At 59.1% G+C, this 25,026-nt stretch carries 25 protein-coding genes and 1 tRNA gene; 10 read left to right on the plus strand and 16 right to left on the minus strand.

What is annotated here, in order from left to right; genetic code table 11:
* Positions 1-36 precede the first annotated feature (36 nt).
* Together sppA and H585_RS0118620 are read left to right on the plus strand one after the other, a co-directional pair.
* Entirely contained in the window at positions 37-1,005 is a 969-nt protein-coding gene (sppA, locus tag H585_RS0118615) for a signal peptide peptidase SppA (RefSeq protein ID WP_027368937.1), read from the plus strand.
* 147 nt (positions 1,006-1,152) lie between these two features.
* Positions 1,153-2,835 carry an FAD-dependent oxidoreductase gene (locus H585_RS0118620; protein ID WP_027368938.1) on the plus strand — a complete coding sequence of 561 codons (1,683 nt, stop codon included), beginning with the start codon at positions 1,153-1,155 and terminating at the stop codon, positions 2,833-2,835.
* 163 nt (positions 2,836-2,998) lie between these two features.
* On the opposite strand, the gene H585_RS0118625 is transcribed toward H585_RS0118620, so the two are convergent.
* Complete coding sequence (locus H585_RS0118625; RefSeq protein ID WP_027368939.1) at positions 2,999-4,219, minus strand: SpoIIE family protein phosphatase; 1,221 nt, start codon at positions 4,217-4,219, stop codon at positions 2,999-3,001.
* Between the two features lie 154 nt (positions 4,220-4,373).
* Between H585_RS0118625 and H585_RS0118630 the strand changes: the two genes are divergently transcribed.
* Together H585_RS0118630 and H585_RS0118635 are read left to right on the plus strand one after the other, a co-directional pair.
* Complete coding sequence (locus H585_RS0118630; RefSeq protein ID WP_027368940.1) at positions 4,374-5,852, plus strand: sigma-54 interaction domain-containing protein; 1,479 nt, start codon at positions 4,374-4,376, stop codon at positions 5,850-5,852.
* Positions 5,845-6,198 (plus strand): hypothetical protein, encoded by a 354-nt coding sequence (locus H585_RS0118635; protein WP_027368941.1) that lies wholly within the window; start codon positions 5,845-5,847, stop codon positions 6,196-6,198. The genes H585_RS0118630 and H585_RS0118635 overlap by 8 nt, the downstream gene beginning before the upstream one ends.
* Positions 6,199-6,784: 586 nt before the next feature.
* On the opposite strand, the gene H585_RS0118640 is transcribed toward H585_RS0118635, so the two are convergent.
* The gene (locus H585_RS0118640; RefSeq protein ID WP_027368942.1) at positions 6,785-7,765 is read right to left on the minus strand and encodes an EF-hand domain-containing protein; all 981 of its coding nucleotides are present in this window, start codon (positions 7,763-7,765) and stop codon (positions 6,785-6,787) included.
* Between the two features lie 349 nt (positions 7,766-8,114).
* Here H585_RS0118640 and H585_RS0118645 point away from each other — a divergent pair, with 349 nt between their 5' ends.
* From H585_RS0118645 to icd, 3 genes are all read left to right on the plus strand, one after another.
* Entirely contained in the window at positions 8,115-8,648 is a 534-nt protein-coding gene (locus H585_RS0118645; protein WP_027368943.1) for a D-glycero-alpha-D-manno-heptose-1,7-bisphosphate 7-phosphatase, read from the plus strand.
* A gap of 79 nt (positions 8,649-8,727) precedes the next feature.
* Positions 8,728-9,369, plus strand: coding sequence for a CatB-related O-acetyltransferase (locus H585_RS0118650; RefSeq protein ID WP_027368944.1), 642 nt, complete (start codon positions 8,728-8,730; stop codon positions 9,367-9,369).
* A 138-nt stretch (positions 9,370-9,507) separates the two neighbouring features.
* Positions 9,508-10,662, plus strand: coding sequence for an NADP-dependent isocitrate dehydrogenase (icd, locus tag H585_RS0118655; protein ID WP_027368945.1), 1,155 nt, complete (start codon positions 9,508-9,510; stop codon positions 10,660-10,662).
* A gap of 227 nt (positions 10,663-10,889) precedes the next feature.
* Here the strand turns inward: icd and H585_RS0118660 are convergent, their stop codons facing one another.
* Both H585_RS0118660 and H585_RS0118665 read right to left on the minus strand, forming a co-directional pair.
* Positions 10,890-11,792, minus strand: coding sequence for a delta(1)-pyrroline-2-carboxylate reductase family protein (locus H585_RS0118660; RefSeq protein WP_027368946.1), 903 nt, complete (start codon positions 11,790-11,792; stop codon positions 10,890-10,892).
* A 2-nt stretch (positions 11,793-11,794) separates the two neighbouring features.
* A complete protein-coding gene (locus H585_RS0118665; protein WP_014260530.1) occupies positions 11,795-12,484 on the minus strand; it encodes a DUF554 domain-containing protein in 690 nt (229 codons plus the stop codon).
* Between the two features lie 108 nt (positions 12,485-12,592).
* Here H585_RS0118665 and H585_RS0118670 point away from each other — a divergent pair.
* Positions 12,593-12,679: transfer RNA gene (locus H585_RS0118670), tRNA-Leu, on the plus strand.
* 831 nt (positions 12,680-13,510) lie between these two features.
* Complete coding sequence (locus tag H585_RS0118675) at positions 13,511-14,515, plus strand: hypothetical protein (protein WP_027368947.1); 1,005 nt, start codon at positions 13,511-13,513, stop codon at positions 14,513-14,515.
* A 102-nt stretch (positions 14,516-14,617) separates the two neighbouring features.
* On the opposite strand, the gene H585_RS0118680 is transcribed toward H585_RS0118675, so the two are convergent.
* The 7 genes from H585_RS0118680 to H585_RS0118710 all read right to left on the minus strand — a co-directional run bounded on the left by H585_RS0118680 (position 14,618) and on the right by H585_RS0118710 (position 20,415).
* Positions 14,618-15,529 (minus strand): major capsid protein, encoded by a 912-nt coding sequence (locus H585_RS0118680; RefSeq protein ID WP_034628488.1) that lies wholly within the window; start codon positions 15,527-15,529, stop codon positions 14,618-14,620.
* A gap of 400 nt (positions 15,530-15,929) precedes the next feature.
* A complete protein-coding gene (locus H585_RS0118685) occupies positions 15,930-16,277 on the minus strand; it encodes a hypothetical protein (RefSeq protein ID WP_027368949.1) in 348 nt (115 codons plus the stop codon).
* Between the two features lie 10 nt (positions 16,278-16,287).
* Complete coding sequence (locus H585_RS0118690; RefSeq protein WP_027368950.1) at positions 16,288-17,598, minus strand: hypothetical protein; 1,311 nt, start codon at positions 17,596-17,598, stop codon at positions 16,288-16,290.
* A gap of 45 nt (positions 17,599-17,643) precedes the next feature.
* Positions 17,644-18,039 (minus strand): hypothetical protein, encoded by a 396-nt coding sequence (locus tag H585_RS0118695; RefSeq protein WP_027368951.1) that lies wholly within the window; start codon positions 18,037-18,039, stop codon positions 17,644-17,646.
* Positions 18,040-18,056: 17 nt separating this feature from the next.
* Positions 18,057-18,323, minus strand: coding sequence for a hypothetical protein (locus tag H585_RS0118700; RefSeq protein WP_027368952.1), 267 nt, complete (start codon positions 18,321-18,323; stop codon positions 18,057-18,059).
* A 3-nt stretch (positions 18,324-18,326) separates the two neighbouring features.
* On the minus strand, positions 18,327-19,988 hold the full coding sequence (locus H585_RS0118705) for a hypothetical protein (protein WP_027368953.1): 1,662 nt from the start codon (positions 19,986-19,988) through the stop codon (positions 18,327-18,329).
* Positions 19,969-20,415, minus strand: a complete 447-nt coding sequence (locus tag H585_RS0118710) for a hypothetical protein (RefSeq protein WP_027368954.1) — start codon at positions 20,413-20,415, stop codon at positions 19,969-19,971. The genes H585_RS0118705 and H585_RS0118710 overlap by 20 nt, the downstream gene beginning before the upstream one ends.
* Positions 20,416-20,732: 317 nt before the next feature.
* On the opposite strand from H585_RS0118710, the gene H585_RS0118715 reads away from it, so the two are divergent.
* On the plus strand, positions 20,733-21,143 hold the full coding sequence (locus H585_RS0118715; RefSeq protein WP_027368955.1) for an HNH endonuclease: 411 nt from the start codon (positions 20,733-20,735) through the stop codon (positions 21,141-21,143).
* A 5-nt stretch (positions 21,144-21,148) separates the two neighbouring features.
* On the opposite strand, the gene H585_RS0118720 is transcribed toward H585_RS0118715, so the two are convergent.
* The 5 genes from H585_RS0118720 to H585_RS0118740 form a co-directional block, all read right to left on the minus strand.
* Positions 21,149-21,553 carry a hypothetical protein gene (locus H585_RS0118720; protein ID WP_027368956.1) on the minus strand — a complete coding sequence of 135 codons (405 nt, stop codon included), beginning with the start codon at positions 21,551-21,553 and terminating at the stop codon, positions 21,149-21,151.
* Positions 21,543-21,968 (minus strand): hypothetical protein, encoded by a 426-nt coding sequence (locus H585_RS0118725; protein ID WP_027368957.1) that lies wholly within the window; start codon positions 21,966-21,968, stop codon positions 21,543-21,545. Before H585_RS0118725 ends, H585_RS0118720 begins: the two co-directional genes overlap by 11 nt.
* A 2-nt stretch (positions 21,969-21,970) precedes the next feature.
* On the minus strand, positions 21,971-24,022 hold the full coding sequence (locus tag H585_RS23425) for a hypothetical protein (protein WP_027368958.1): 2,052 nt from the start codon (positions 24,020-24,022) through the stop codon (positions 21,971-21,973).
* Position 24,023: 1 nt separating this feature from the next.
* On the minus strand, positions 24,024-24,215 hold the full coding sequence (locus tag H585_RS23985; protein ID WP_027368959.1) for a ribbon-helix-helix domain-containing protein: 192 nt from the start codon (positions 24,213-24,215) through the stop codon (positions 24,024-24,026).
* Positions 24,216-24,782: 567 nt separating this feature from the next.
* Complete coding sequence (locus H585_RS0118740; protein WP_027368960.1) at positions 24,783-24,968, minus strand: hypothetical protein; 186 nt, start codon at positions 24,966-24,968, stop codon at positions 24,783-24,785.
* Positions 24,969-25,026 lie beyond the last annotated feature (58 nt).

Genomic DNA, 25,026 nt, shown 5'->3' on the forward strand with positions numbered 1-25,026 from the left:
TGATGATTCATTTCACGTCCTCAGCGGAGGTTCGCCATGCGTTCTGCCTATATGCTCCTGTTCCTGCTCCTTGCCTCGGCGCTTTCAGGTTGCGCGTCGGTCAACCTGTTCCCCGACTATTCCGAGCCCCTGCGCGAATTCACCCTTGAAGGCACGGCCGAGCCCAAGGTCGTGCTCGTCACCGTGCGTGGCACGCTGGAGACCGGTCCGGACGAGGAGACCTTCCGCGAGAAGCCTGGCATTGTTCAGGAAACCGTGTCCCAACTCGACAAGGCCGCGGCCGATCCATCCGTCAAGGCCCTGGTTCTGGCCGTGGACAGCCCCGGCGGAACGGCCACGGCCAGCGATATCCTGTATGGCGAGCTGCTGGCCTGGAAGGAAAAGACCAAGGCCAAGCTCGTGGTGTGCATGCTCGAAGTGGCGGCCAGCGGCGGCTACTACATATCGCTGCCGGCCGACGTCATCGTGGCCCATCCGACGACCATCACCGGCTCGGTGGGCACCATATTCATTCGGCCCAAGGTGGTGGGGCTCATGGATAAGATCGGCGTGGACGTGGATGTGACCAAGTCCGGGGTCAACAAGGACATGGGTTCGCCCTTCCGCCAACCTTCGCGCGAAGAGGTCGAGATGTTCGACGGCATCGTGGGCGACATGAACAGCCGTTTCCTGTCCCTGGTGGCCAAGCACCGCAAGCTTTCGGACGAGAACATGCGTCAGGTTTCCACGGCCCGCGTGTTCACGGCGAACCAGGCGCGCAAGGTCGGGCTGGTGGACGAGATCGGGAATATCGACTTCGCCGTGGCCACGGCCCGCAAGCAGGCCGGCTTGCCCGAGAACGCCCGGCTGGTGGTCTACCGCCGCACCGAGTACGCCGACGACAACCCGTACAACTCGCTGCTCACGCGCATGGCCTCCCAGCCCGCGCTGGTGGACCTGGGCGCGGCCGGCGACCTGCTGCGCAGGCGAACCGGCTTCTATTACCTGTGGGAACCCGGCTATTAGCGCGTTTTGCGTAAGACCGGGGATGGGCTTGCCCTCCCCGGACTCCACTAGGTGCGCGTGCGTCCCTGGGCCCGAGTAGTTCATTAAGGGATTGTTATAGCTTGGCGGCAAGTATTTGAGTTTAACCCCAAGCGTACTGGAGCAGCCATGAGCCCTCTCTTCGGAAGCAGGAAGGATGAAAAGCCGGCTCAGGACACTCCCGCAGCGCGGGATGAGCAGGAGCAGTGGTTTCTGCCGCTGGATACCCGCGACTACCTGCGCGGTCTGTTCGGCCAGCTCAAGCAGCCGGTAATCCTGGAGCTGTTCACCCGTCCGGGTCAAAACGACAAGTTCAGCGAGTTCTGCGAAAAGCTTCTGCGCGACCTGGCGCGTATCTCGGACAAGATCGAGGTGCGGCATTACGGCCCGGATGACGAGCGCTTCCGGGAGGCGGGCATCGATTTCACGCCCGAAATCCTGGTCAGTCCCGACCGCTACAAGTTGCGCTTCACCGGCGCGCCGGCTGGCGAGGAAGCTCGCTCGTTCATCGAGACGATCATGCTGGCCTCCACGGGCGACAGCGGCCTGAGCCAGCCCTCCAAGGAACTGCTGGCCACTCTGAAGGAGCCACGCGAAGCCAAGGTATTCACCAGCCCTACCTGTCCCTACTGCCCAGGGCAGGTCATGAACGGCGTACGCGCGGCCATCGAGCGGCCCGATCTGGTCTCCTTCCGCTACGTGGAGATCGGCGAAAATTCTGAACTGGCCGATCGCTATAACGTGGGCTCGGTGCCGCATACAGTTTTCAACGACACTCTCGTGGCCTTGGGCCAGGAGCCCGAGGTGCGCTTCGTGGTCGAGCTGGTCACGCTCAAGTCCGCCGAGGAGTGGCTCAAGGAGCATGGCGCAGCCTTGGCCGCGCCGGAAGGGGTCAAGGATGTGGACGTGGTCATCCTGGGCGGTGGACCGGCCGGCTTGGCCGCGGCGATCTATGTGGTGCGTAGCGGGCTGTCGGCCGTGGTGCTGGAAAAGCAGAACGTGGGCGGTCAGGTGGCCCTGACGCCGGTGGTGGAGAACTATCCCGGTTTTCCGGCCATAGCCGGGGCCAAGCTGGTGGACATCCTGTTCCAGCACTCCCGCGAGTACGCCGAGGTCAAGGAACTGACCGAGGTCAGCGAAGTCAAGCTGGGCAAGCGCATCGAGGTCTACACCCTGGGCGGCGAGGTCTACACCTGCCGGGCCCTGGTGCTGGCCATGGGCGCCACCTGGCGTCAGCTCGGCGTGTCCGGCGAGCAGAAGTTCTTCGGCAGGGGAGTGTCCTACTGCGCCTCGTGCGACGGCTACTTCTACCGAGGCCGCAAGGTGGCCGTGGTGGGCGGCGGCAACACGGCCATCACGGACGCCCTGCACCTCAAGCACCTGGGCGCGGAGGTCACCGTGATTCACCGCCGGGGCGAGTTGCGCGCCGAAAAGCACCTGCAGGATTCCCTGGTGCGCGAGAGGGTTCCCATGCGCTGGAACAGCGTGGTCATGGCCATCGAGGGCGAGACCGCTGTGACCGGCCTCAGGATCAAGGATCTCGTCAAGGCTGAGGAATCCTCGCTGCCGGTGGACGGGGTGTTCATCGCCATCGGCCAGCAGGCCAATTCCGATCTGGCTCGTCAGATCGGCGTCATGACCGACGAGGACGGCTTCATCCTCGTTGACGAAGGCATGCGCACGAATATCCCGCGCGTTTACGCGGCCGGCGACATCACCGGCGGCATCCGCCAGATAGTCACGGCCATCGGCAAGGGCACCACCGCGGCCCTGACCCTGTTCGAGGACTTGAGCAAGCGCGGTGAAGTTTAGAGCATTTGCTTTTGAAAATGCTCTGCAAGCCATGCGTCGACATGGCTTGCCGCTGCGTAGGCGCAGGCGCAATTCACTTGCGCCGTCAACGCGGGAGCGGGCGTCTTAAAAGCAATCTGCTCTAAAAGCAATCTGCTCTGATCGAGAGGCGGCTTTCTGATAGCTACGTAATATTCAGGAGTTTGCGTTCCACGCCCAGCAGGCAGATGTCGTCGGCTGGCGCGCTGGCGCCGAAGGCCAGGGTCTGAGCGAAGACCGCATCCACGGCCTGCTCCAGGGTCTGACCGGCGTCAGTGGACAGCAGGCGCGTCAAGCGTTCTTCGCCGAACAGGCTGCCGTCAGAGCCGCGACGTTCGGGAATGCCGTCGGTGTACAGGTAGAGCCGGTCGCCGGGTTCGAGCCGGGCCTGACCGGCGGGAAAGGGCAGACCCGCATCCAGGCCGATGACCGGACCATGGACGTCCAGCAGTTCGGTGCGGCCATCCGCGCGCGCGAGCACGGGCGGGGGGTGCCCTGCGCTGGCATAGGTCAGGCTGCCGTCAACCGCATCCAGAATGACGTATTGGGCCGAGAAGTAGCTGCCGAAGCGCTCGAAGGGAAACTCGCGCTCCAGACGCTCCATGATGCGCTCGGGCGGCGACACGGACTGGTCCACATCCACGACGGTCCCTGCGTCGGGCGAGAGCAGGCGCGATACGGACACGGCCATCATGGCCGCGGACACGCCATGGCCGCACACGTCCAGCAGGAACAGGCCTACGCGTCGCGTGTCCAGGCGAAAGATGTTGAACATGTCGCCGCCCACGGCCTCCGAAGGTCGGAAGCGCCAGCTCAGCTCCAGGCCGGGGAAGCGCAGGCCGGGCTGGGGCAGCAGGCTCTTCTGGATGAGCGCCGCGGAGCGCAGATCGATTTCCAGTCGTTCCTTGTGTTCCAAAAGCCCCAGGCGGTGCTCCTCCAACTCGGTCACATCGTGCAGCACGGCCAGGACCATGTTCCGGCCACGGTAGTTCATGGGCCGGCAGCAGAAGTCCAGGTGCTTGCGTTCGGGGGTGCCGCGCAAATAGAAACGCCTCACCAGCCTGCTTCGCTTAGGGATTTCGCCGGTCAAGGCCTGCTTCGCCGCAGCGCGCAACCCGCACTCGGCGCAGCGGGAGGATTTTCCGCAGGTCACGTTCTCCTCCACGGCATGGCCGCAGGACAGGGCGTTGCCGCAGCAGATGCCGACGACGTTTTCCCCTGAATGGCGAAACAGTTCCTGAAAACGCCGATTGACATGATGGATGCGCATGTCCGCGTCCAGGAGCAGCACCGCGGACTCCATATTGTCCAGGATTGCATTTAGGAATTCTTTGGATTCCTGTGGATCATTGATGACAATGGTCATATGTCGCGACCTCGTTCGGCCGGTTGGGCCTGTCGTATTTATCCGAGCATACCGTATTTGGGCCGGCATGCCAGGGCAAAGGCAGGCAGTCGGCAATCGGGCGTTGTGTTTCGTTCTGTTCCATGGAATCATGGCCGGCAGTGGATGAACACTCATGATACATAATCAGCTTTCCCTATTTCGTGAAACCACGGCGCCCCGGGTCGCCGGCCTGTACGCCGCACCCGTGTGTCTGCTGCCCCTCCTGGACGAGATACCCATGGCCGTGGCCCTGCTCACGCCCGAGCGGCGCGTGGTGGCCATCAATCTCGCCGCCGAGGCCCTGACGGGCTACACCCGCGAGGAGATCAGAGGCGCGCCTTGCATGTATGTCTTCCGCGGAAACTATTGCGTGAAAGGCTGCCCATTGCTCGGCATGGGAGCCGAGAGCCGGCCCACGAGCCTGGAAGGCGATGTGCTCACTCGCGAGCGCCGGAAAATCCCGGTGCGGGCGACCTTCGCACCCGTGGTGGACACCGCTGGCAGGCTGGCGGGCTATCTGGAGACCCTGGAGGACTTGCGGCTAATACGCGAATTGAGCGCACGCCAGAACCAAGCCTTCGGTTTCAGCCACATCATCGGCAACAGCCCGCGCATGGAGCGCATCTTTCAGATCCTGCCGGGCATCGCCCAGACCGACTCCCCAGTGCTCATCACCGGCGAAACGGGCACGGGCAAGGACGTGCTGGCCGAGGCCATCCACAAGGCGTCACGGCGGGCCAAAGGGCCCTTCGTCAAGGTCAACTGCGGCGCGTTGCCCGAGCCGCTGCTCGAGTCTGAGTTGTTCGGTCACAGCAAGGGCGCCTTCACCGGCGCGGAGGAGAACCGGCCGGGCCGCTTCCGCATGGCCCAGGGCGGCACCCTGTTCCTGACTGAAATAGGTGATCTCCCCTTGCCCTTGCAGGTCAAGCTGCTGACCTTCCTGGATGATCACATCATATACCCCCTGGGCTCTTCGCGCGGCGCGCAGGTGGACGTGCGCGTAATCGCGGCCACGCATCGCGACCTGGAGCATATGGTGGCCGAAGGCCGTTTCCGTCAGGACCTGTTCTTCCGTCTCAATGTGGTTCATCTGCCCCTGCCGCCTTTGCGCGAGCGCGGCGAGGACGTGCGTATGCTCTTGGATCACTTTCTGCGCAGCATCGCTGCCCAGTTCGGCAAAGCCGTGAGCGGATTCAGCGAGGAAGCGCTCAAGCTGCTCACGGGCTATGCCTATCCCGGCAATGTGCGCGAGTTGCGCAACATCGTGGAATATGCTGTCAACGTCTGTCCGGGCGAACGCATCCGCAGCGCGCACCTGCCAGCCTACATCACCGAGGCTCCGGCTTGCTCCGGTGTGAGGTCGGAGCCGGTTCCGGCCGCCGAGACCCAGGCCCTGCAACCGATCTCGACCCCTGCCGGCGCGGCAGGCGGCAGCCCGCATGTGCACCCGGTCTTGGGCGAAAGCTGGCCGGACGTTGAGCGTCGGATGATCCTTGATGCCCTGGTGCGCGCCGGAGGCCGGCGCTCCAAGGCCGCCGAGATCCTGGGTTGGGGCCGCAGCACACTATGGCGTAAAATGAAATCCTACGGCATGGACGAACACCATGGCTGAGCCACGCAAGAGCAAGGTCCTGATTCTGCTACACGACGACGACGTGGCTCCGCGCTTCGATCTGGCCACCGAAGTCTGGATCGGAGTGCTTGGCGAGGATGGAGTCTGGCATGATGAGCGCACGCTTGTACTGCCCCAGGCCTCGGCCGAGAACCTGTGCAATCTCATCCTCCACGAGGCCGTGGGCACGCTGGTCTGCGGCGGCATCGAAGAGGAATTCTATCAATACCTGCGTTGGAAGCGCGTGGAAGTCTTCGACTCGGTGCTGGGCCCCCGCGTCAAGGCCGCCACGGCCTTGGCTAAAGGCGAGCTCAAGCCCGGCGACATCCTGTACGAACTCGGATAACTAGAGCAGATCGCTATTAAGACGTCCGCTCCGGCGTTGACGGCGCAAGTGAATTGCGCCTACGCCTATGCGGCGGCAAGCCATGCCGACGCATGGCTTGCAGAGCATTTTCAAAAGCAAAATGCTCTAAGCTGCATGTGAACCGGGCGAGAGCGTTGTCCCCCTCGGACCCCTCCCACTAGCAAGCTGCTTCAGGGAATCCACAGTCAGAAGGAATTCGAAGCCAGCCCTGACGGACCATTGAAAAAGCCGTTCTGGCTCTTTCAGCTCCGCAACTCTTGAGCAAAGCTCATTCACTGCCCACGGATACTTGGCCTTGGGCGGGGCATCCTGGCCCGTACGGCAGCGAATCCCGTACGGCAGCGAATCCCGTGGGGCAGGGCAGTGCCTGGAGAGCAGGGCTTCGGGCAGAGTAGGTCGGCAAGAGTTGCCGAAGGGAAAAGAATGCCGCCAGGGCAAAGGGGTAGAAAAGAAAAGGAGCCGGGTCCATCCTTGAGACCCAGGCTCCATCGTCGCCGGAAGGGTGAATGAAATCGAGTGAACCGAGCCCGTCCTTGTGGCTCGGAGTGGCCCGGCCGTAGGATCGCTAGGCGAAGAAGCTGACTTGCGTCATGGCCTGCATTCCCAGGATGCCTTGGCTCATGGTCTGGTACTGCTGGAGCGCCGAAGCCATAAGGTTAGCGGAAAACCCGCCGGCTTCCCGCTGCGCGCGCATAACCTGCAAGCCGTCGCTGTGCTCCTGCAGGGTGATGCTTCCGTCGCCGTCCGCATCAAGTGCCGCGAACAGTTCATCGGCGCTCGGCCCGTTGCCGCCTTCGGCCTGCCTGGATTCCAGGGCGCTAGCCAGTTCGTCCGCGTCGATGACGCCGTCGCCATTGGCGTCAGTCTCGGAGAACAGCTCGCCGTCCGTCTGGCCCTGCTCCGGCGGTGGGGGCGGGGCCATACCCTGCATGGCCATGCCGGAGCGTTGGCTTTCAAGCTCTTCCATGAGCGTCTTCAAACCGGCGTCCAGTTCGTCCTCGCTGATGGCTCCGTCGCCGTCCGCATCGAGAGCGGCAATCAGTTCCTCCACACCAGACTCTTCTTCGTTGTCAACGCTGGAGCTGTCTCCCAGAGCGCTGGCCAACTCGGTTTCGTCTATGACACCGTCACCGTTGGCGTCCAATTCGGAGAACAGTCCCCCGGAGGTCTGATCCCGGTCGGACTGAGCCTTCATGCCCATCATATCCAGCATGCCCATCATGGCCATGTTGTCCTGCTGGCCTTGCAGCTGGTCCTGAAGGGTCTGCAGGCCGTCGGCATGTTCCTGCTCAGTGATGCCACCGTCGCCGTCGGCATCGAGGAAGTCGAACAGCTCCTCGGCGCTCGGCCCGTCACCGCCCCCGACCTTGGACTGGCTGCTCAGGGCCTTAGCCAGCTCGGTTTCATCTACAGCGCCGTCTCCGTTGGCGTCGGCCTTGGAGAACAGCTCCTCGGACATCTGGCTGGCGCTCTTCGTCTGTTGCCGGCGCATTTCAGACATCATGTTGGAGAGATACCCTGTACTGCCGCCTATGCCGCTGATCATAAGGGACTCCTTGCTACTGAGAGATGCAGGTGTCTAGGATGATTCACGCATGCGCTTTACGTCTCCAAGCCATGCTTATGGCGGGCTGCCCTGCAAGGAAGCTTTTTGAAGTTGCGCAGGCAACAGGAAGCAAGTTGTGAGCCCGATGGACGTTTCTTTACAAATATTTACAAAACAAATTAGATGGTTACATTTGCGGTGGCGTTTCCATGGGCAGCGGCGTCCAGGGCCTCGAACATGGCCCTTGCGCAGCACGGCGGCCATAATGAGTGGATGCGATTGACCGCTTCAGACCTGGCGGGTACTAGCGGGACGAATCAATCGTACAACTTCGAGCAGGTAGAAACGCATGACTAAGCGCTATGTCGTCCTGGATCGGGACGGCACCATCATCGTGGACAAACACTACCTCGCGGACCCCGAGGGCGTGGAGCTTCTGCCCGGCGCGGTCGAGGGCTTGGCGCGGCTGGCTGGCGCGGGGCTGGGCCTTGTCGTTGCCACCAACCAATCGGGCATCGGACGCGGCTACTTCGGCGAGGAGGACATGCATCTCGTCAACGCGCGGCTGTCCGAGGTACTGGCCGAGCATGGTGTGCACATCGAGCGCTACTATTTCTGCCCGCACGGCCCGGAGGCGGACTGCGCCTGCCGCAAGCCCTGCACGGGCCTGCTTGACCAGGCTGCCCGGGAACTGGGCCTGGACCCCAGGCAGGCTTTCGTTATTGGGGACAAGGTCAGCGATGTCGAGTTGGGCCGCAGGGCGGGGGCAGTGAGCATCCTTGTGCGCACGGGCAAGGGCGCGACCTGTGAGGCCAAGGCCGGGGCGGACTACACCGTGGACGATCTGGCTGCCGCAGCCGAGGTCATCCTGAAACTGCTCTGAGACGGTTTGCGCAAGGGCAAGCAAGAGCTGGAAAGAGCATTGCCCTCCCGCGTCCTATTCCAACCCATGGAGGCCAACCATGCCAAGCGCACAGGGCCCAAACCCGGAAACGCCTTATCCCATGCACGGCGTCAAGCGGCTCTGCTTCCTCAAAAATTTCATCACCCGCCCCAACATCCTCGTGGGCGACTATACATACTACGATGACCCCGACGGGTCGGAGAACTTCGAGCGGAACGTTCTGTACCACTTCGACTTCCTCGGCGACCGGCTCATCATCGGCAAGTTCTGCGCCATCGCCGCGGGGGCGAAGTTCATCATGAACGGCGGCAACCATTTCATGGCCGGCTTCACCACTTATCCCTTCACCCTCTTCGGCGACGGCTGGGACACGGCGCTGCCGAAGCTGCCGGATTTTCCCTTCAGGGGCGACACTGTTGTGGGCAACGACGTCTGGCTCGGCTATGACTGTCTGCTCATGCCCGGCGTGAAGATCGGCCACGGAGCCGTGGTGGCTTCGCGCTCGGTTGTGACCAAGGACGTTCCGCCGTACGCCATCGTGGCCGGCAATCCGGCGCGCGTGGTGCGCACGCGCTTCGACGAGCAGACTATCGAGCTGTTGCTGCAAATCGCCTGGTGGGATTGGCCGCCGGACAAGATCACGCGGCACATTGCGGACCTGTACGGCAACGATCCGGAGCGGCTGCGGGCGCTCTTGTGATGCTTCGGGCTTGACCCCTGGCCCGGCTTGCCTCTACAAACCGAATCTTGTTCGTGAAACTCGGCACTATCGGTCCGGCATACCCTGCCAAGGGACCATTCCCCCGCAGCCCATCGGCATACACCGCAAGGAGAGCGCATGGAAACCAGAACAGTATATTTCATCGAAGGCGACGGCATCGGCCCCGAGGTGTGGGCAGCGGGCCGGCCGGTCCTGGATGCGGCCGTGGCCAAGGCATTCGGCGGCCAGAAGAAGCTTGAATGGAAGGAAATCCTGGCCGGCAAGAAGGCCTTTGACCAGACCGGCAACTATCTGCCCGATGCAACCATGGAGACGCTCAAGTCCGCCGACCTGGCCTTCAAGGGACCGCTGGAAACGCCCGTGGGCGGCGGCTTCCGCAGCCTGAACGTGACCCTGCGCCAGGTGCTGGACCTGTACGCCTGCATTCGGCCTATCCGTTACTTCCAGGGCATCGAGTCGCCGGTCAAGCGGCCCGACCTTGTGGACATGGTCGTGTTCCGCGAGAACACCGAGGATGTGTACGCGGGCATCGAGTGGGCCTCTGGCACGCCCGAGGCCAAGAAACTCATCGCCTTCCTGCGCGACGAGCTGGGCAAAAACGTGGACGAGACCGCCGGCATAGGCATCAAGCCCATGACCCCGGCCGGCTCCAAGCGCTTGGTGCGCAAGGCCATCCGCTTCGCCCTGGACCAGAACAAGCCCAGCGTGACCATGGCCCACAAGGGCAACATCATGAAGTACACCGAGGGCGCTTTCCGCGCCTGGGGCTACGAGATGGCCAAGACTGAGTTCGCCGCCGAGGTCATGACCGAGGAGGAGGCTAAGGCAGGAGCCAAGAAGCGCCTGATCCTCAATGACCGCATCGCCGACGCCATGTTCCAGAACGTGCTCATGTACCCGGAGCAGTACAGCGTCATCGCCACCCCGAACCTGAACGGTGACTATCTGTCCGACGCGCTTGCCGCGCAGGTCGGCGGGCTGGGCCTCGCTCCGGGCGTGAACATGTCCGAGAGGCTGGCTTTCTTCGAGCCCACCCACGGCACGGCCCCGTCCATCGCCGGCAAGGACATGGCCAATCCTGGCAGCCTGGTGCTCTCGGGTGCCATGCTCCTGGAGCACATCGGCTGGCATGACGCGGCCAAGCTCATCCACAAGGCCGTGGAAAAGGTCCTTTCCGGCAAGCAGGTCACCGTGGACTTGGCCGGCCAGATCCCAGGCTCCACGCAGGTGGGCTGCAAGAAGTTCGGCGAACTGCTGCAGGCCGCGCTGTAGCCTTCCTTTTCCCGAATGCACAAGGGCCGCTGGTGGAAAGCCAGCGGCCCTTTTTATGTCGGGCCGGTCGGCCGCTGGACGCACAATACACCAGAATCAATATGGCTGGCCAATGCACGTCGGGCAACAGGGAAGCTCAGGCGGACAGCATGAAGATGGTGGGTCCAGGGAGATCATCTCCCTGGCGGGTGAGGGTTCGGGAGAGGGTCGCACCCCCTCCCGATTTTCTAACGTCCGAAAGCTAGTTTGGCCGCTGCCAGATCCCATAGTGCGTGACCCACGGACTTGAAGATCACCGGACCCTTCTCGGGCTTGTCCTTGTCTTCCACGTCCTCCAGGGCCATGACCGTCGACCAGTCCACGCCGGCCTGGATGAAATCGCCGGCCTCTTCCATCGCGCCTTCCATGGTGTCCACGAACAGCCTGGACTTGCGCACGAGCTCCGGCGGCAACTCGGTGGCATCGGGCGTGAAGGAGCCGATGGCCGCGATGAAGGCGTCGTCGCGCACCTCGGGACCGATGACCGGCGTGCGGCTCGTGGTGGCGGTTATGATGACCGTGCACTTGTCCATGGCCTCGGCAGGCGAGGACACGACCTCGGCATCCAACCCCCAGGACTTGGCCTCTCGAGCCAGTTCCCGAGCGCTCGAGCCGTGCCTGGAATAGATATAGGCTTTTTCCGAAACCAGGGCCTCGCGGAAGGCACGCAGGTGCTCGCGGGCCTGTGCGCCTGCGCCGACTACGAGGATCGGGCCGTAGGGGTCCGGGGCAACCTTGCGCGCGGCGAGCATGGTCAGGGCGGCGGTGCGCCTGGCGGTCAGGGCCATGCCATCCAGGACGCCGAGACGGGAGCCGTCGTCGGTATCGATGACCACCACCTCTCCCTGGATGGTCGGCATGCGTCGCACCGCGTAGTTGTCCGGGTGCACGGTGACCAGTTTGACCACGGCCAGGGAGCCCTGGGAGGCCGGCATGATCAGCAGCGTGCCCTTGTCCTCCATCTGCACGGTCATTCGCGCGGGAGCCACGGCCTTGCCAGTCTTCTTGGCCTGGAGCATGGCGTCGATCGACCGGGCCAGGGCCCGGAAGGGGAGCATGTCGAAGGTTTCCTGGCGGTCGTAGGCGCGCATGTCTAGCCCTCCGCGAAGATTTTGGCCAGGATCACGATGAATCCCAGGGCCGGCAAGAGATTGCTGATGCGGATGTAGGTAAGTTTCATGAGGTTTATGCCAATGCCGATGATGAGTAAACCACCTACCGCAGTCAGTTCGGTGACAAGGCCCGGGGTGATGACTTCGCGGAACATGGAGGCGAACATGGTCAGTGAGAACTGGTACAGGAACAGCGGCACGGCCGAGAAGAGCACGCCTATGCCGTAGGTCGAGGCCAGGGCGATGGAGGCGAATCCGTCGAGCATGGATTTGGTGAACAGGAGCGTCGGGTCGCCGCGCAGGCCTTCGTCAAAGGAACCCAGGATGGCCATGGAGCCGACGCAGTAGAGCAGCGAGGCGGTGATCATGCCATCGGTGAACATGGTGTTGCGGCTGCGCACGAGCCTCTTCACCCGGTCTCCCAGGCTGGCGAAGAATTCCTCCAGGTGCAGCAGCTCGCCCGTGACGCCACCTAAAAGTATGGCGAAGATCATGAGCAGCGGATTGCTGAACTTGAGGGCCATCTGCACGCCGATAATGAAGGTGCATAAGCCCAGGCCCTGAAATACGAGATTGCGGATGTTTTCTGGAAAGCGGCGGCCGATGACAAGGCCGATGGTTCCGCCGCCTAGAATGGCGGCGACATTGACGATGGTGCCGACGGGAAGCATGCAAGTCCCCCTGTTTAAGAGGGGTCACAATGGAGAAACTGCTTTCCACTGTCAATAACCGGCCTGGCTTGACAGTAAGCACTCACTGCCATAAAAGACCTTTTTTACGCCGGGATGGCGGAATTGGTAGACGCAGCGGACTCAAAATCCGCCGGTCGCAAGGCCATGGGGGTTCAACTCCCCCTCCCGGTACCAGAAGTATTTCAAGGCGTTAGTAGCTTCCATAGGAAGAGACTGGCGCCTTTGTTTTTGCTCTTGGGGAAAATATGGGGAACAAGATTCGCTGGGCGGCGGGAAAGCTGAACTAGCGAAGCATGGCCGCGCTTGAGGGCTCCAGCGAAAGTGGTACCTCTGGGCACAGTTCGGGACTTCAATGTGCAACTCGGTACATTTGCGCGCAGGTACTATACAAAACTTAGCTTGCAACTTATTGTGCACACAGTTCATGGGATTTGCGTTTGTCGCAAGCCCTAGAATAAGGCTTTGAGAAGTAAAACCGTCTGGCCTTGCCGGACCAGACGGTTTTACGGGTGGATGCCCTCAATCCTAGACAAGGGCATCCGGCCATTACTCCGAAGGCATGGCCTGGATAGCAAGAGGCTTTGGGATACTAATTGCTATCATGCCTGACGGGCAATGGGCAAGCCCTTAACCCTGTCTGGAAAGGCAGAATAAAAATGGCTAACGACCGCAAGATTGGACGTGACGCAGGAAACGGACAGTTTATCCCTGTGAAGGAAGCTGAACGTCGCCCGAAAACCACGGTCATTGAGAAGATTCCCGCCCCGAAGCCCAGCAAAAAGAAGTAGTCTGTATATGTGCCGGGTGTCAGGCCCGCCCGGCACCCTTAAATTTTCACTAAGCCCTTATTGTGCGGTATCAAATAGGTCTTGCCGCAAGCATTCAGCTAGCCGGCGGAAGGCGACTGTCCTGTTCGGCATTCGTAGTAACATAGAATACAATCAACAAAATTAAGCAAATGGCCTCTGCTGGGCCAGTCTATTAGCCCTTAATTAGAGGAATGCTATGAGTAATGATGGTATTAAGCTGACCAAGAGTGACTATTGGTTCATCTTTCTTGGGCTGGCATTTGTTAGTGCATTTATATACCACTTTGCATATTGGAATACTTTTGGTATTAACATATACGAGTACATGAGTCCTTCCGATGTGCTTATTAGTACCTTGTTTCCAATAATGGAGGCAAGCTGGCTTTCTATTGTTCTGTGGTTATTCCTGCTTTTTGGTGTTCTGCCTAGGTTGATGTCTTACAATGAACAAGCCATCTCTAAAACAAAGCAGGCTAAAGAAACTGCTGAAAGCATGCGAGAAGTTCTCACTCAATGCAAGCAAGGAGAGGTGAGAGATTGTGTCAGGTGTCATGAATTAGAACACCATTTAGATTCTACTAGTAATGATGTAGAAAAAATAACAAAAACTCGAAAATTTTTTTACTACCTGGAACGAGCTGCTCTTTATATTATGTATGCTTTCATAGGCTTCTTTTTGATTGGAGTCTGGCAATTTGATAGCGACCTCTTGTTAACCTTTTTGTCGTATTTCATTTTTTATGGGCTTGTAAAAATGCTATACAAAAGTGGGCGCATTCAAAACTTTTTGGAAAGTATTAACATTGGTTTTCCGATTGTTATTGTTATTATCATGGTGTTGTTTAGTTCCTTTGCTTGGTCTAGGACTGCGGCTTTTTTCGTTGATAAAGAATACTATTACACGAAGGTGACTCCAGAATTGCTAGATTTGAAAATCGAGTCAAAAACAGATGAGGTCCCTTTAATTTATCTAGGTAAGGCTGGAGACTATATCTTCCTGCGCTTGGCAAAAGATATTGTCATAAAGAAATGGACTCCTGATATGATATTGCGATTGCAGTTGTGTCGGAGTAACGAGCTAGTGAAGAAGAAACAAGAGAACATCATCTATAGGACCTTTGAACGCATTAAGCATTGGACTTCATATTTCCGCCTCAGAGAGGCTTCTCAGCCGACAGAGACCGCTCTTCGTACAGAATAACGTTTATGCATTTAAGGGCCGGGAGCCAATCTCCCGGCCCTCTCTCATTTCTACACCGAATCAGATTGAAGGGCCGGAGCCAATCTCCGGCCCGAAATGCCGTTAGGCGTTCTTGATGCCCTGGAGCCGAGCCGCCGCCTTCGGATGGAAGATGGCGATACTCGAAATCCATTCGATGAGGGTCTGATAGAAGACGTCCTTCAAGCCCTGGTCAATGACTTCCATGGGCGAAGCCTGCAGGCCCGAAACCCATTCCATGACGCCGAAGCGGACGGCATAGATGGACGTGCAGGCAGCAGCACTGCCGGCGCTGTCGGCTTCGGTGAAGCTCAGGATTTCGTTGCCGTCCTTGTCCACTTCGATGACGCCGATGGGAATGCCAGCATAGGTCGGAATCATGCGGCCGAAGCTGTCGGAGACAACCTCGGTAGCCTGGCCGGCGGCCCGCATAAGCGTATTCACCTTGCGGCGCATGGCCTTGTTCATAAAGAGCACGCCCGGGCCAGCCTGGACGGAATCAATCAGCTCGTCCAGCTTGGCGAGCGTCAGGGCATCGCCGCCGGTGGAAGCGCCCGCGTCAATGACCTGGGAGCCGGTAAGGCGCTTCTCCAGGCCGTCGAAAGAAAGCGTGTTGGCGTCCGTGTCGCCCTTGAAGAACGCCTTCGTCCACTCCAGAGCAGCGGCCTTGGCCTTCATGGCATCGTGAATGGCGCGCAGGTCGTTCACGTTGCCCTGAGTCTTGACCTGGGCGCGGTCCACCTTGGAGATGCCGCCGAAAATCTTCAGGCTCTCCGTGTACGGGTTCACGACGCCCGTAGACTCGTCATAGGTCTGGTTGTAGTCGCGGAAGGCGATGCCCGGAAGGGTCTTCTCCAGGTTATAGCTGTAGGCGTTACCGTTCACTGTCAGGAACGGCAGGCGCTCCAGGACGGGAGAGGTACGCGGGAAGATTTCGATGATGCCGCGCTGAAGCGGGTTCTGGATGAGCTTAGAGGCCTCGGTCAGAGTAAGCATTGAAATCACTCCAAAAGGTAGTATGGTTAAAAGAATAACCGGTTGAGCCGGCTTTATGGAGGGGCGATGGACTATGCTGAGCACAACTGGAATGTCGTGAAGCACGTCTTCCAGAACTATGTTACTTTCAGCAATGGAAGGCTCGTAAATGTCTGCTTGAATCCAACAATCTTTGAAGCGTTAAGCCACGCACTTCACAAGAAACGCTTTTGTCCTAAGGGTAGACTGCGGGCAGATGACAGCTTGATACTCGCCATTGGGAATTGGCTGTTTACCCTGAATATGGTGCCTTCAGGAACACGAACTCACAGTATCAATACAAGTCCAATAATAAGCAGGCTTGGCAGTGGTTCCTTTCCAATGCGCCTGACTACTCAATGTCAAAAGCGCTGGGCCTAAGCTAATTGCCGTAGCCCATGGCAAGCATTTGATGCGGCGTCATGCCGTCCAGGTCCGCTGGCTTCTTGCCGCTGGGCTGCTTGCTGTCCGGGCTGTTCGCGGCCGGCTTGGCGAAGAGGCCCTTCTTCTGAGCCTGCCGAATCCATTTGATTTGCTCGGCAGGCGGAAGGCCGCCGGGAATCAGCTCGCGCATGTTCTCGGGAATGTCCGCCTTCAGGTCTTCCAGAACGCTCGAAAGGGCGTCCTGCATGGCCTTCAGCTCTTGATTCTCCTGGGTTGCGGGCTCGCCGTTCCCCGTGGGTTCCCCATTGCCGGCAGGCTCGCCGGCCTGCTTGTTCTCGTCAGACATGGTTTTTCTCCTATTCGGTCAGAAAGTCGGGTTCATTGTTAGCCATAGCCGGGCTCTTGAGCTTGGCCCGGAAGGTCTGCCGCTGGAGCAGGTAGGCTTCCGCCTCTTCTCGGGTTTTGATGTCCGGGTTCATCTCCTGGACAATATCGGCTTCGTCCTTGATGCCCATGGAAAGCAGGCTCTCCCAGGCGGCAATCTGCTCGCCTTGTGACGCCTTGGGCTTCAGGTCGTAAAAGTCCACGGACAGTTGCGCCTTCTCGGAAAGCTGGCGGCCGGCGTTGTGAGCGTTCCAGACAACGCGCATGACCTCGAAAAGGCGCTTCTCGTAGGTCCGGAAAAGCTCTATGTCGTCGCTTCGCTTCTCCTGAAGCTCTCGGTTCTCGATGAGCCTGGATATGCCGCTCTCTTCGCGCGCCTCCGTGGACAGGCTGGACGCTGGCAAGCCGTTCGTGATGGCCGCCTGCTTGATGAGGAAGTCAATGCTCTTCAGGATGTCCAGAATCGGCGCGTTCGGAGCCGCAAAGCCCAGTTCGCCGTTCTCAGGAAGCGAAACGAGCGAGCCCGGCCCGACTTGATAGACCGGGTTCAGCTCGGAGCCTTCGCCGCCTTTCAGATAGCCCACGCCGAAGCCCTGCTTCTCTATGATGAAGAGAAGGTCAGTCAGCTTCGTATTGATGGCCTCTTGCAGGGCTATCAGGTCGTCGCCGCCTTCAAGCCAGAAGTCGCCGGCTGGGATGCCGTCCCAGAGAGGCACGAAGGGCAGAACGCCATACGGGTTCGGCTCCTGGCCTATCGTATGACCTCGCGCGTCCAGCGTCGTAACGCTCTCAGCGGTCCAGCGCTTGAATACGGTATCTTCATCGCGGCCCGACTCCGGAAAGTGCGTCACGATGACGGCTTTCAGCTCTTCCGGCGTGTCTCCGGTCTCCACGTCCAGAACGTGAGGTTGGAGTAGGTCCAGTTCCATCCGGCCTTGTCGCCACACGGGCCGAAGCATGACCGTCTTCAGGAGCTTCACTTGCCGGGCCGCTATCTTCAGCTTGAGAGACAAGCCGCAAGATTCGGCCATCTCGGAGAAGATGGCCTTGTCCTGCTCAGAGCCGTTCAAGACTTCGCGCTTGGGCGGCTCCAGATAGACCAGAGCAAGGTTGTTGATGACCTTCTTCAGCACGTTCACAAAGACGGGCTGGAAGCGCTCGGGCTCCTGGAAGCGCTGAGCGAGCAGGCCTAGAAGGTGCTCTCGGTGCTTGTCATTGTAGAAGTCCAGGCGCTTTTGTGCTTCCTGCTTGCGCCGGCTCTGAAGGATTGTCGTTACGGGCATAGGCCTTTCTCGGGTGAAGAGGTTCCAGAATGACTTGAACACGGCCTAGACCCTCTCAAGCCGGATGCCGTTGCGGATATGCTTCCTGAGCATGAGCAGAACTTGAGGATGGAAGTTGCTCTTCAGGCTGTAGCCGCCGGCGCGAGTCAAGGACATGCTGCCCAGGCTCTTGTTCTGGACGCCTAAGGCCCTGTCCGAAAGCCCTTGCCGCATGACTTCCCGATTTTCGTAGAGGTACAGGGCTTCAAGGGCCACGGAATCAGCCAGGGTTTCCGGGTCCACGTCGGGAAGGGCTTCCTGGAGCAGTAGGCGCAAGTATGAGCTCGCAACCTGCAGGAGCTTCGCCTTTGTGGCTTCGTCCAGGGTAAACCAGGCATCTGTTCCGAACTGCGCTTCAAGGATGGCGTCCGCTTCCATGGGGTCGATGAATGGGGCTTGCATCGCTTACGCTCCTGGGCCTAGCTGCCCGCTATCTCCTGGGCCAGCTTGTTGAACTGCGGGAAGTTCAGCTTCAGCAGCACGTCACGCGGGATGTCCGTCCGCTTCTCAAGCATGTTCAGAATGAAGTCGATTTGCTCAGCTTCGCCGCCGCCTTCCATCTGCTTGGCATCCTTGCTGCTCTGAATCATTTCTTCCACGGTCATGGGCCGGGCTTGGTACCGCTTGCCCTGAATTTCAAAGACCTTGCCTGTGCTGAACTGGTCGAGATTGATAACGCTGGACATGGCTTAGACTCCTTGGATTATGCGCGGCCCTACAAGCCGCACTTTGGTTTTGTAGAACTCGGGCAGGCTCAGCTCTTCGCCCGTCTTGAATCGCGTATATTGCAGGTGCATGGCCTCGACGCGCTTGTGAGCCTCGCAGGTCTGGCAGCATGCCAGGTGCGACAGCTCGCCGCCGCGCAAGAAACAAAGCCCGGCATGCCTGCTACGTGAAGCGCAAGCGAAGCCGGGCAGCTCGTATGTATGAAGCTCTTGCTCTCTCAAAGCCCAGATTGCCCAGGCGAGAGAGTAAATGCGGTCATCCTTGAAGCCCTTGGCGGCCTCGAAGGATACCTTCCGGCCGGATGAGTCATACCGGAAGGCGCCCAGCTCTTCGGCCAGGGCTTGCAGCTCTCGCGGAAAGTGAAGCCGGCGCTCGGAGATAATCCGGTGCAGCTCCGTGAAGGCGCTTACCTGCTCGTTACTGGAAGCGTTCGCCAGTTCTGCAGGAATCTTCGCGTCAGAGCACCAGGCTAGAATGTCCTGCGAGTTGTAGCGCTCGATAACTACGTTCTGGAGCCTGTAGCGCTCGAAGTCGGCGGCTAGCTCCTGCTTGATGCCCTTGCCGGATGAGAAGGGAACCTTCTTCTGGTTCAGAACCCAGTATTCCGGCTCTTCGTTGTCGCCTGCGACTTTGGCAACGCTCGTCCATATCGTGTTGTCGCCGTGGAGCGAGAAGCCGTAGGCTCTATCAAGGCCGCCGCCTGTAACGTACTTACGGCCGGCAAAGAGCCCTGGAAGCGTCTTGCCGTCCAGCGGGATTCGATAGCTTGCCTTGGCCGCTTCGATGTCCGCCGGCTGGAAGAGCGCATTCACGGCGCAAGAGCGCTTGCCCAGGATGTCACGGTCAAAGGCCGCCGGAAGCTGAGTCTTCCTCAGGCGTTCGGCCTCATGCCGCTTAATCCACTTGGGAGCCGTCCTCTTGTACGTCTCGAAATCCGCATACTCTATGCGTCGGCAGTAGAGCTTCGCGTCTGTCGCGGCCGCCTGTTCGAGGGCATGGACATGCCCGCCTTCAGCGTCCGGGTTCGCGTCTATCAAGCAAAGCGTGTCCTGGGAGTCCAGAAGGCTTGCCTGAAAGGCCTCGAAGGGCGCTGTATCCGGGCAGGCGTGAAAATCGCCTACCCAAAGCACGTTCAGCTTGTCGCCAAAGGCGTTCGCGAGCGTGCCGGCGTCTGCCTGAATTACGTTTCCGAGGGCCTGAAGCTCTATGCGGCTCTTGAGCAGGCCGGCTTCGCCTACCATGGCCTTCAAGCCTGGCGTGTTCTGGATTATCCGGCGCAAGGTCCGGAGCTGAACCTTGTCCGTATGGGCTTCTGAGGTGCCGAGTACCTGAATTGTCTGGTTCTGGCGCGTGGTGAAGAGCCAGAGCACTATCAGGGCAAACAGGTTCGTCTTGCCGTGCCTTCGGGGCGTGACGAGCAGGGCCATGGAGCGCAAGAAGCGGCCGTCATCATCCGCTTCCAGGATGCCTTCCACGGCTTCACGCTGCCAGGGCTCCAACTCGACTTCCTGGAAGCGGTTGTCGCCTCCCAGGATGCGCGGCTTGATGTCGGCAAGCCATTTGAAGAAGCCGGCCGCGCCGTTGCTCCAGGCTTCGAGCTTTGCCTTAGTTATCTTTATCTTCATCTTTACCGCCGCCGCTCTCTGCAAGGTCGTAGACCACGCCGCCTGGCTCGCCGTCGTTCTTCTCCTGGAGCTGGGTCAGCGTAGACGATACGCGCCGCCTTGCTTCAATGTAGCGTAGCAACTCCTTCGTGATAGGCTCATTCAGGCTGCCCGTTGCACCGTCAATGACCTTCTCCGGATTGTTGACAATGAACTTGACCAGCATGCCTTCGCAGTAGTCCAGGATTGCATAATCACGGCGCAAGCCTGCCATAACTGTATCTTCGAGGCCGGCAATCAAGCTCTCTTGTATCTCCCGCATCTCCCGCGCGGCCTTTGTCCTGCCGTCCAGCCTGTCTTGCCTGGCGGCTGCTTCAATCTCTTTGTCCACGCGGTATGTTCCGTCCTTTCGCTTTCTGCCTGCCTTCTTCAAAGTGCTGTCGCTCATTGTGCATGCTCCAAAAGAAAGCCCGCCCTGGAGCAGTTCCAAGGCGGGCCGGATATGTGATAGAATGAGCGGGTATTGGGCCTATACCTTGCCCGTTTCCCCGCACATTCCCCAGTATAAATTAAGACTCTGTAAGCCCTTGAAATGCAGTAGAAATCCAGGAGTGACGCGGGATTGTGAATCCGCCGGTCACTTTTTTCGCCTGGCCGCTGCTTCTGATTTGTTCAACCTGGGCAGCGGTTTAGGGATGAAGTCACTTCCAATTACCGCACGGTAACTATTGACCCTCGCGCGTGAATCGTCCTAGTTCTTATGGCATGTTAGACAAGAGAGTCTATGAGGCCTATCTCGCTAGCCCTGAATGGAAAAAGTTCCGTGAAAAGGCGCTTGAGAACAACTTCTACTTCGGCAAGTACCATTGCCAGCGCTGCGGATGGGACTTTCCACGCGATAAGCTGGAAATTCATCATAAGCATTACAGGACGCTTGGTAGGGAACGCCTGGAAGACGTTCTTGCCCTATGTCGTCACTGCCATGCTATTGAGGATTCCAATCGAGCAGAAGAATCCCGGCGCTATGCAGCAGAGCAACTATATGACGCTCGGCTATTTGGCTGGGCTGCAGCGATATACGGCGAAGACAATGTTTGGAAGTATGACCCGTCCATCCTGGCCGAAGAGTTCGAAGACTGGCTAGACCGCCGCGGCGATGATGACGACGATTACTAGCCGGCCTAAGCCGCGGCGAGTTCCAGAAGCCGGTACATCACGCGGAAGTTCAGCGTGACGAGTCCTTCCCGTACTGGCAGCGGGCCATTCAGGCGCACGAGCGAAGCAACCCGACAGGTTACAAGGTCCAGGGCGATGTCCTTGTTTACGGCCGTCTTGAGCGCTTCGGCTATCCGCTCGCCAAGCAGGGCCGCTTCGCCGTCTGCGAAGCCATAAAGCGAGAGCTGCACATGGGCCATCTTAATCAGGAAGTCTTCCTGGTCGATGTCCGCGCCTGGGAACAGGTCAGTAATCCGGAAGACGGCCGCGCGGGTTGCGTGCGGCGCTTTACCGGCGAAGAGATTGCGGCCTAGCTCCAGCTCGGGGAACACGGGTTCAATGTGCGTTGCAAGCGCAAGGTCAATCAGCACGGAAGGCCTCCTTCAGCTCGGTTTCGAGTATCTTGACGTACTTGGCCTTTTCTTCGGTGAAGGCCCTTTCCAAGTATTTGTGGCCGACTCGGACGCCTGGAAGCGCCGCCTGCTTTTGCTGAGACAGCGGGCCTAGCTCGTAATCGTCTTCGTGCATGACAAGGGCATAGTCCGAGGCCGGGCTATTCGTCGCAACGTAGACGATTGCGACATAGGCCCTGAAGCGGACTTCTGTTTTCGATTGAAGCGATAGCTGCAAGTTGCCTTCGTCAATCGGAGCTCGTTTGACTGCCTCTTCCAGTGCGGCGGCTTCAACCTTCTGCATGGCCTTCAGAATGTCCTGTTCTGACTTGCGCTCGAAGGCCTTCAGCTTGCGGCGGGCTTCGTCCAGGTCGAATTGAAATTCAATCTTCATGGCTACCCGCCCATGGCCGTCCGTAAGCCGTGCTTGTTGTTCTGGTATGCGTCGAGCCAGGCGTAAACGACGACCTGTTGATGGTCGATTTGCGTTTCCTGTCGCGATAGCTTCAGATTCTCGCCGGACTCATTCTTCAACACGATTTGCACGTTCATCGCCTGTTCTGGCCTGCGCAAGAAGTCCTTCAGGTCTTCGTTCGTGCGCTTGTCCACAACTCGTTCGCCCTTGTCGAGCAGCCAGGTTCCCTGCCTGGGAATGTAATCTAGGCCATCGTGCGCCATGCCAGCCAAAGCGGAGCCGCTGGCAAATGGTGCCATTGCCAAGGCTCCTTGCTGAGCAAGAGCAGCGTTCTTTGCATACTGCGGATTCTGTGGGTACATCGCCGCCATGATGCTGTTAAAGAGCGCTTCCATGCTGAAGTGAAGCGTCTTTCCAATAGCCCAGCCGCGAAGCTCTTTGCCGATGCTCTGAAGGATGCTCCGCAACTTCAAATTGCCGTCGTCTAGGGCTTGGGTAAGGCTGGCAGAAAGCGAATTGCCCAGGTTGCCGAAGGACTCATGCAGCAAGTCCGCTCTTTGCTGGGCAGCCTTCATGGCCGCTTCGGCTTCAATGACCGCAACGCGCTTATCGCGCCAAAGGTCAATCAAGTTCTGAAACTCGGGATTGCGCTGAAGCATGCGCTCGTAAGTGATATTGACCTGTTCCAGGTCGCGCGCCATGCCTTCGAGGCCCACAAGGCGAAGCTCGTCTTCCTGCTGCTCCACCTGAGAATAGAGCTGGTCGAAGGTGTTGGCGGTCTGGGCAATCTGCTCCTGGAGCCGCTTCACCTCTTCCCGCTGGCGCTCTATGGCGTCCTTATCTGCTTGGAAGGCGGCCGTATTGCCCACGCTGGCGGACAGGTCGAACATAGGAAGCGAGCCTGGCCCGCTTGAAAGATTGCCCAGGATGACGTTCCAGCGTTCGTCTACGGCCGTTGCGAGTTCGTCTAGCTCCTTGACCAGAGCGCCCCGTTGTGTCCTGAGCGCTCCAGTTCCGCCTTCTTCGGCTTCAATCATGCCCCGAATGCCTGCGTTCAAGGCGTTAGTCAGGTTCAAGAAGCCCATGCCGATGGACTGGACGGCTTCCGAGTTCGATTCAAGGGCGGCCTGGGCAACTGAGAAGCTGAAGTTCCGGAGCGTTGCCAGAGCTTCCCGGATGAAGCCACGGATAACGGACATGGCCGCGCCGAAGCCCTCTTCCAGGGAAAGGCGCAAGTTCACCACGCCTAATTGAAGGCTCTTCAGGATGAGATTCCAGCCGTCCACTGATTGCTGGCCCAGCGCCAGGAGCCGGAGAGAGAGATTTCCAAGGAAGTCCTTGAAGTTCTCCCAGGTCGCCCGGAGCTGTTGAAAGCGGTCATAGGCCGTCATCGTATCATCGCCCAAGGCTCCCATCTTTCGTGACATTTGGGCGACAGCTTCGGAAACGAGAAGGCTCTTCTTCTCAATTTCTGTTAGCTCCCGGCCGTATTCGCGGGACTTCTGAGCAAGAAAGCTCGTCTGGTCGATGAGGATTCCCGCGTCATCCAGCATCAAAGTCGAGCCGCGAGCCAGGCCGGTCATAATCGTTGAAACGAGCTGATTGAAGTCCTTGTTCGCGGCCTTGCTGTATCGTTGTATGTACTGGATGGCCGTCACGGTTTGGTCAAAGTCCATGCCGGCCATCATGCTTTGAGTGCTCAGGGCCATGCCCTGCATTTGAGATAACGAGCCTTTCGTGGCCGCCTGGAGTTGCTTCAGCATGTCTTCGGCGGCCCGGCCCTGAGCTTGTGCCAGCCGCTTGAAAGTCCCTTCGATGTCCGCGCGCTTTGCGCCGCGTTCGGCCAAGTCCCAGGCCTGAGAAGCCACGTTGCCGAAGCCTGCCCAGGCGTTCTTCATCAGCTCGATTGTCTGATTCAGCTTGATGCTTCTGTCGTGAACGCGCTGGAAGCTGTTCATTACGCGCTGGATTCCAGTTTCAAAGAGGCTCGAATCCAGCGTTATCTTGCCTGAGAGTTTCGCAAAGTCGCTCATGCTATCCGCCCCTCGTCCAGGACTTTAAAAGCTGCTGAACGCTAATGGCCTGGCTCGGTGCGTTCAGGATTGTTTCGACAAGACGCCTCAGAAGCTCGGAGCGAGGCATTTCAAGACGTTGCGCCATTTCGTCCAACTTTCGCTTTGTATCTTCGGCGCATCGGAATGCGGTAAAGTCATTGAGTCGAGGCATAGGGCCTCCGTGGCACTGAGTTAAACATGATGAGCCAAAAAGAAGGGCCGCCCCGAAGGACGGCCCGGAGTGCGGCAAGAGGCCGCGCGTATAGGAGCTTCGCAATGACCAATCGCAGAAGCCGACATCCTGTATGTATTATAGCCTGGAGAAACGGTCGATTTGAGCCCGGCGGCTGCGAAGCGGCGTCAGTCCTGGCAAACAAAATTTTCGGCGAAGGGTAAACGCGCTATGCCGATACTGTATTATAGCCTGGTGAAATGCTCGAAAAAGCCCTGTCGACTGCGAAGTCGCGTCAATACTGGCCGAAAAAATTTTTCGGCGTTGCAAAACTGCTCGGGCAACCTGCGGGAAAATTTTCCCGTATCTTTTGCTGCATGGCCGATGCTGCCAGCTGCATAGATATTATAGCCTGGAGACTTGGCCGTTTTCAGGCCTACGGCTGCGAAGTCGTGTAAATGCTGGCAAAGAAAATTTTCGGCGGTAGGTAGCGCATGAAAGAGCAGGGCGGACAGCTCCTAATCAAGAAAGCTGTCCGCCCTGCATGCGCTGGGAAAAGATGAAGGGCTATTCCCTCGCGGGAATCTCAAGAAGCACGCAATGCGAGCCCTGGAGCATTGCCAGTGAACCAAGCTCGGGACAGATAAACAGGCCTGGAATGCTTGTCTCTTCGAAATTGTAACGGCAGAAAAACTCAAGGTCCACGATGCGCGTGATAAAGGCAGCGCCAATGAAGGCAAGTGCAGTAGTCATAGAGTCATCCTCCGTGTTTGTGCTGCTCTTATCATGTTCCAAGCATCGTGCAAGTAAA

Source organism: Desulfocurvibacter africanus subsp. africanus DSM 2603 (assembly GCF_000422545.1).
In the GTDB taxonomy this organism is placed as follows: Bacteria; Desulfobacterota; Desulfovibrionia; order Desulfovibrionales; family Desulfovibrionaceae; genus Desulfocurvibacter; species Desulfocurvibacter africanus.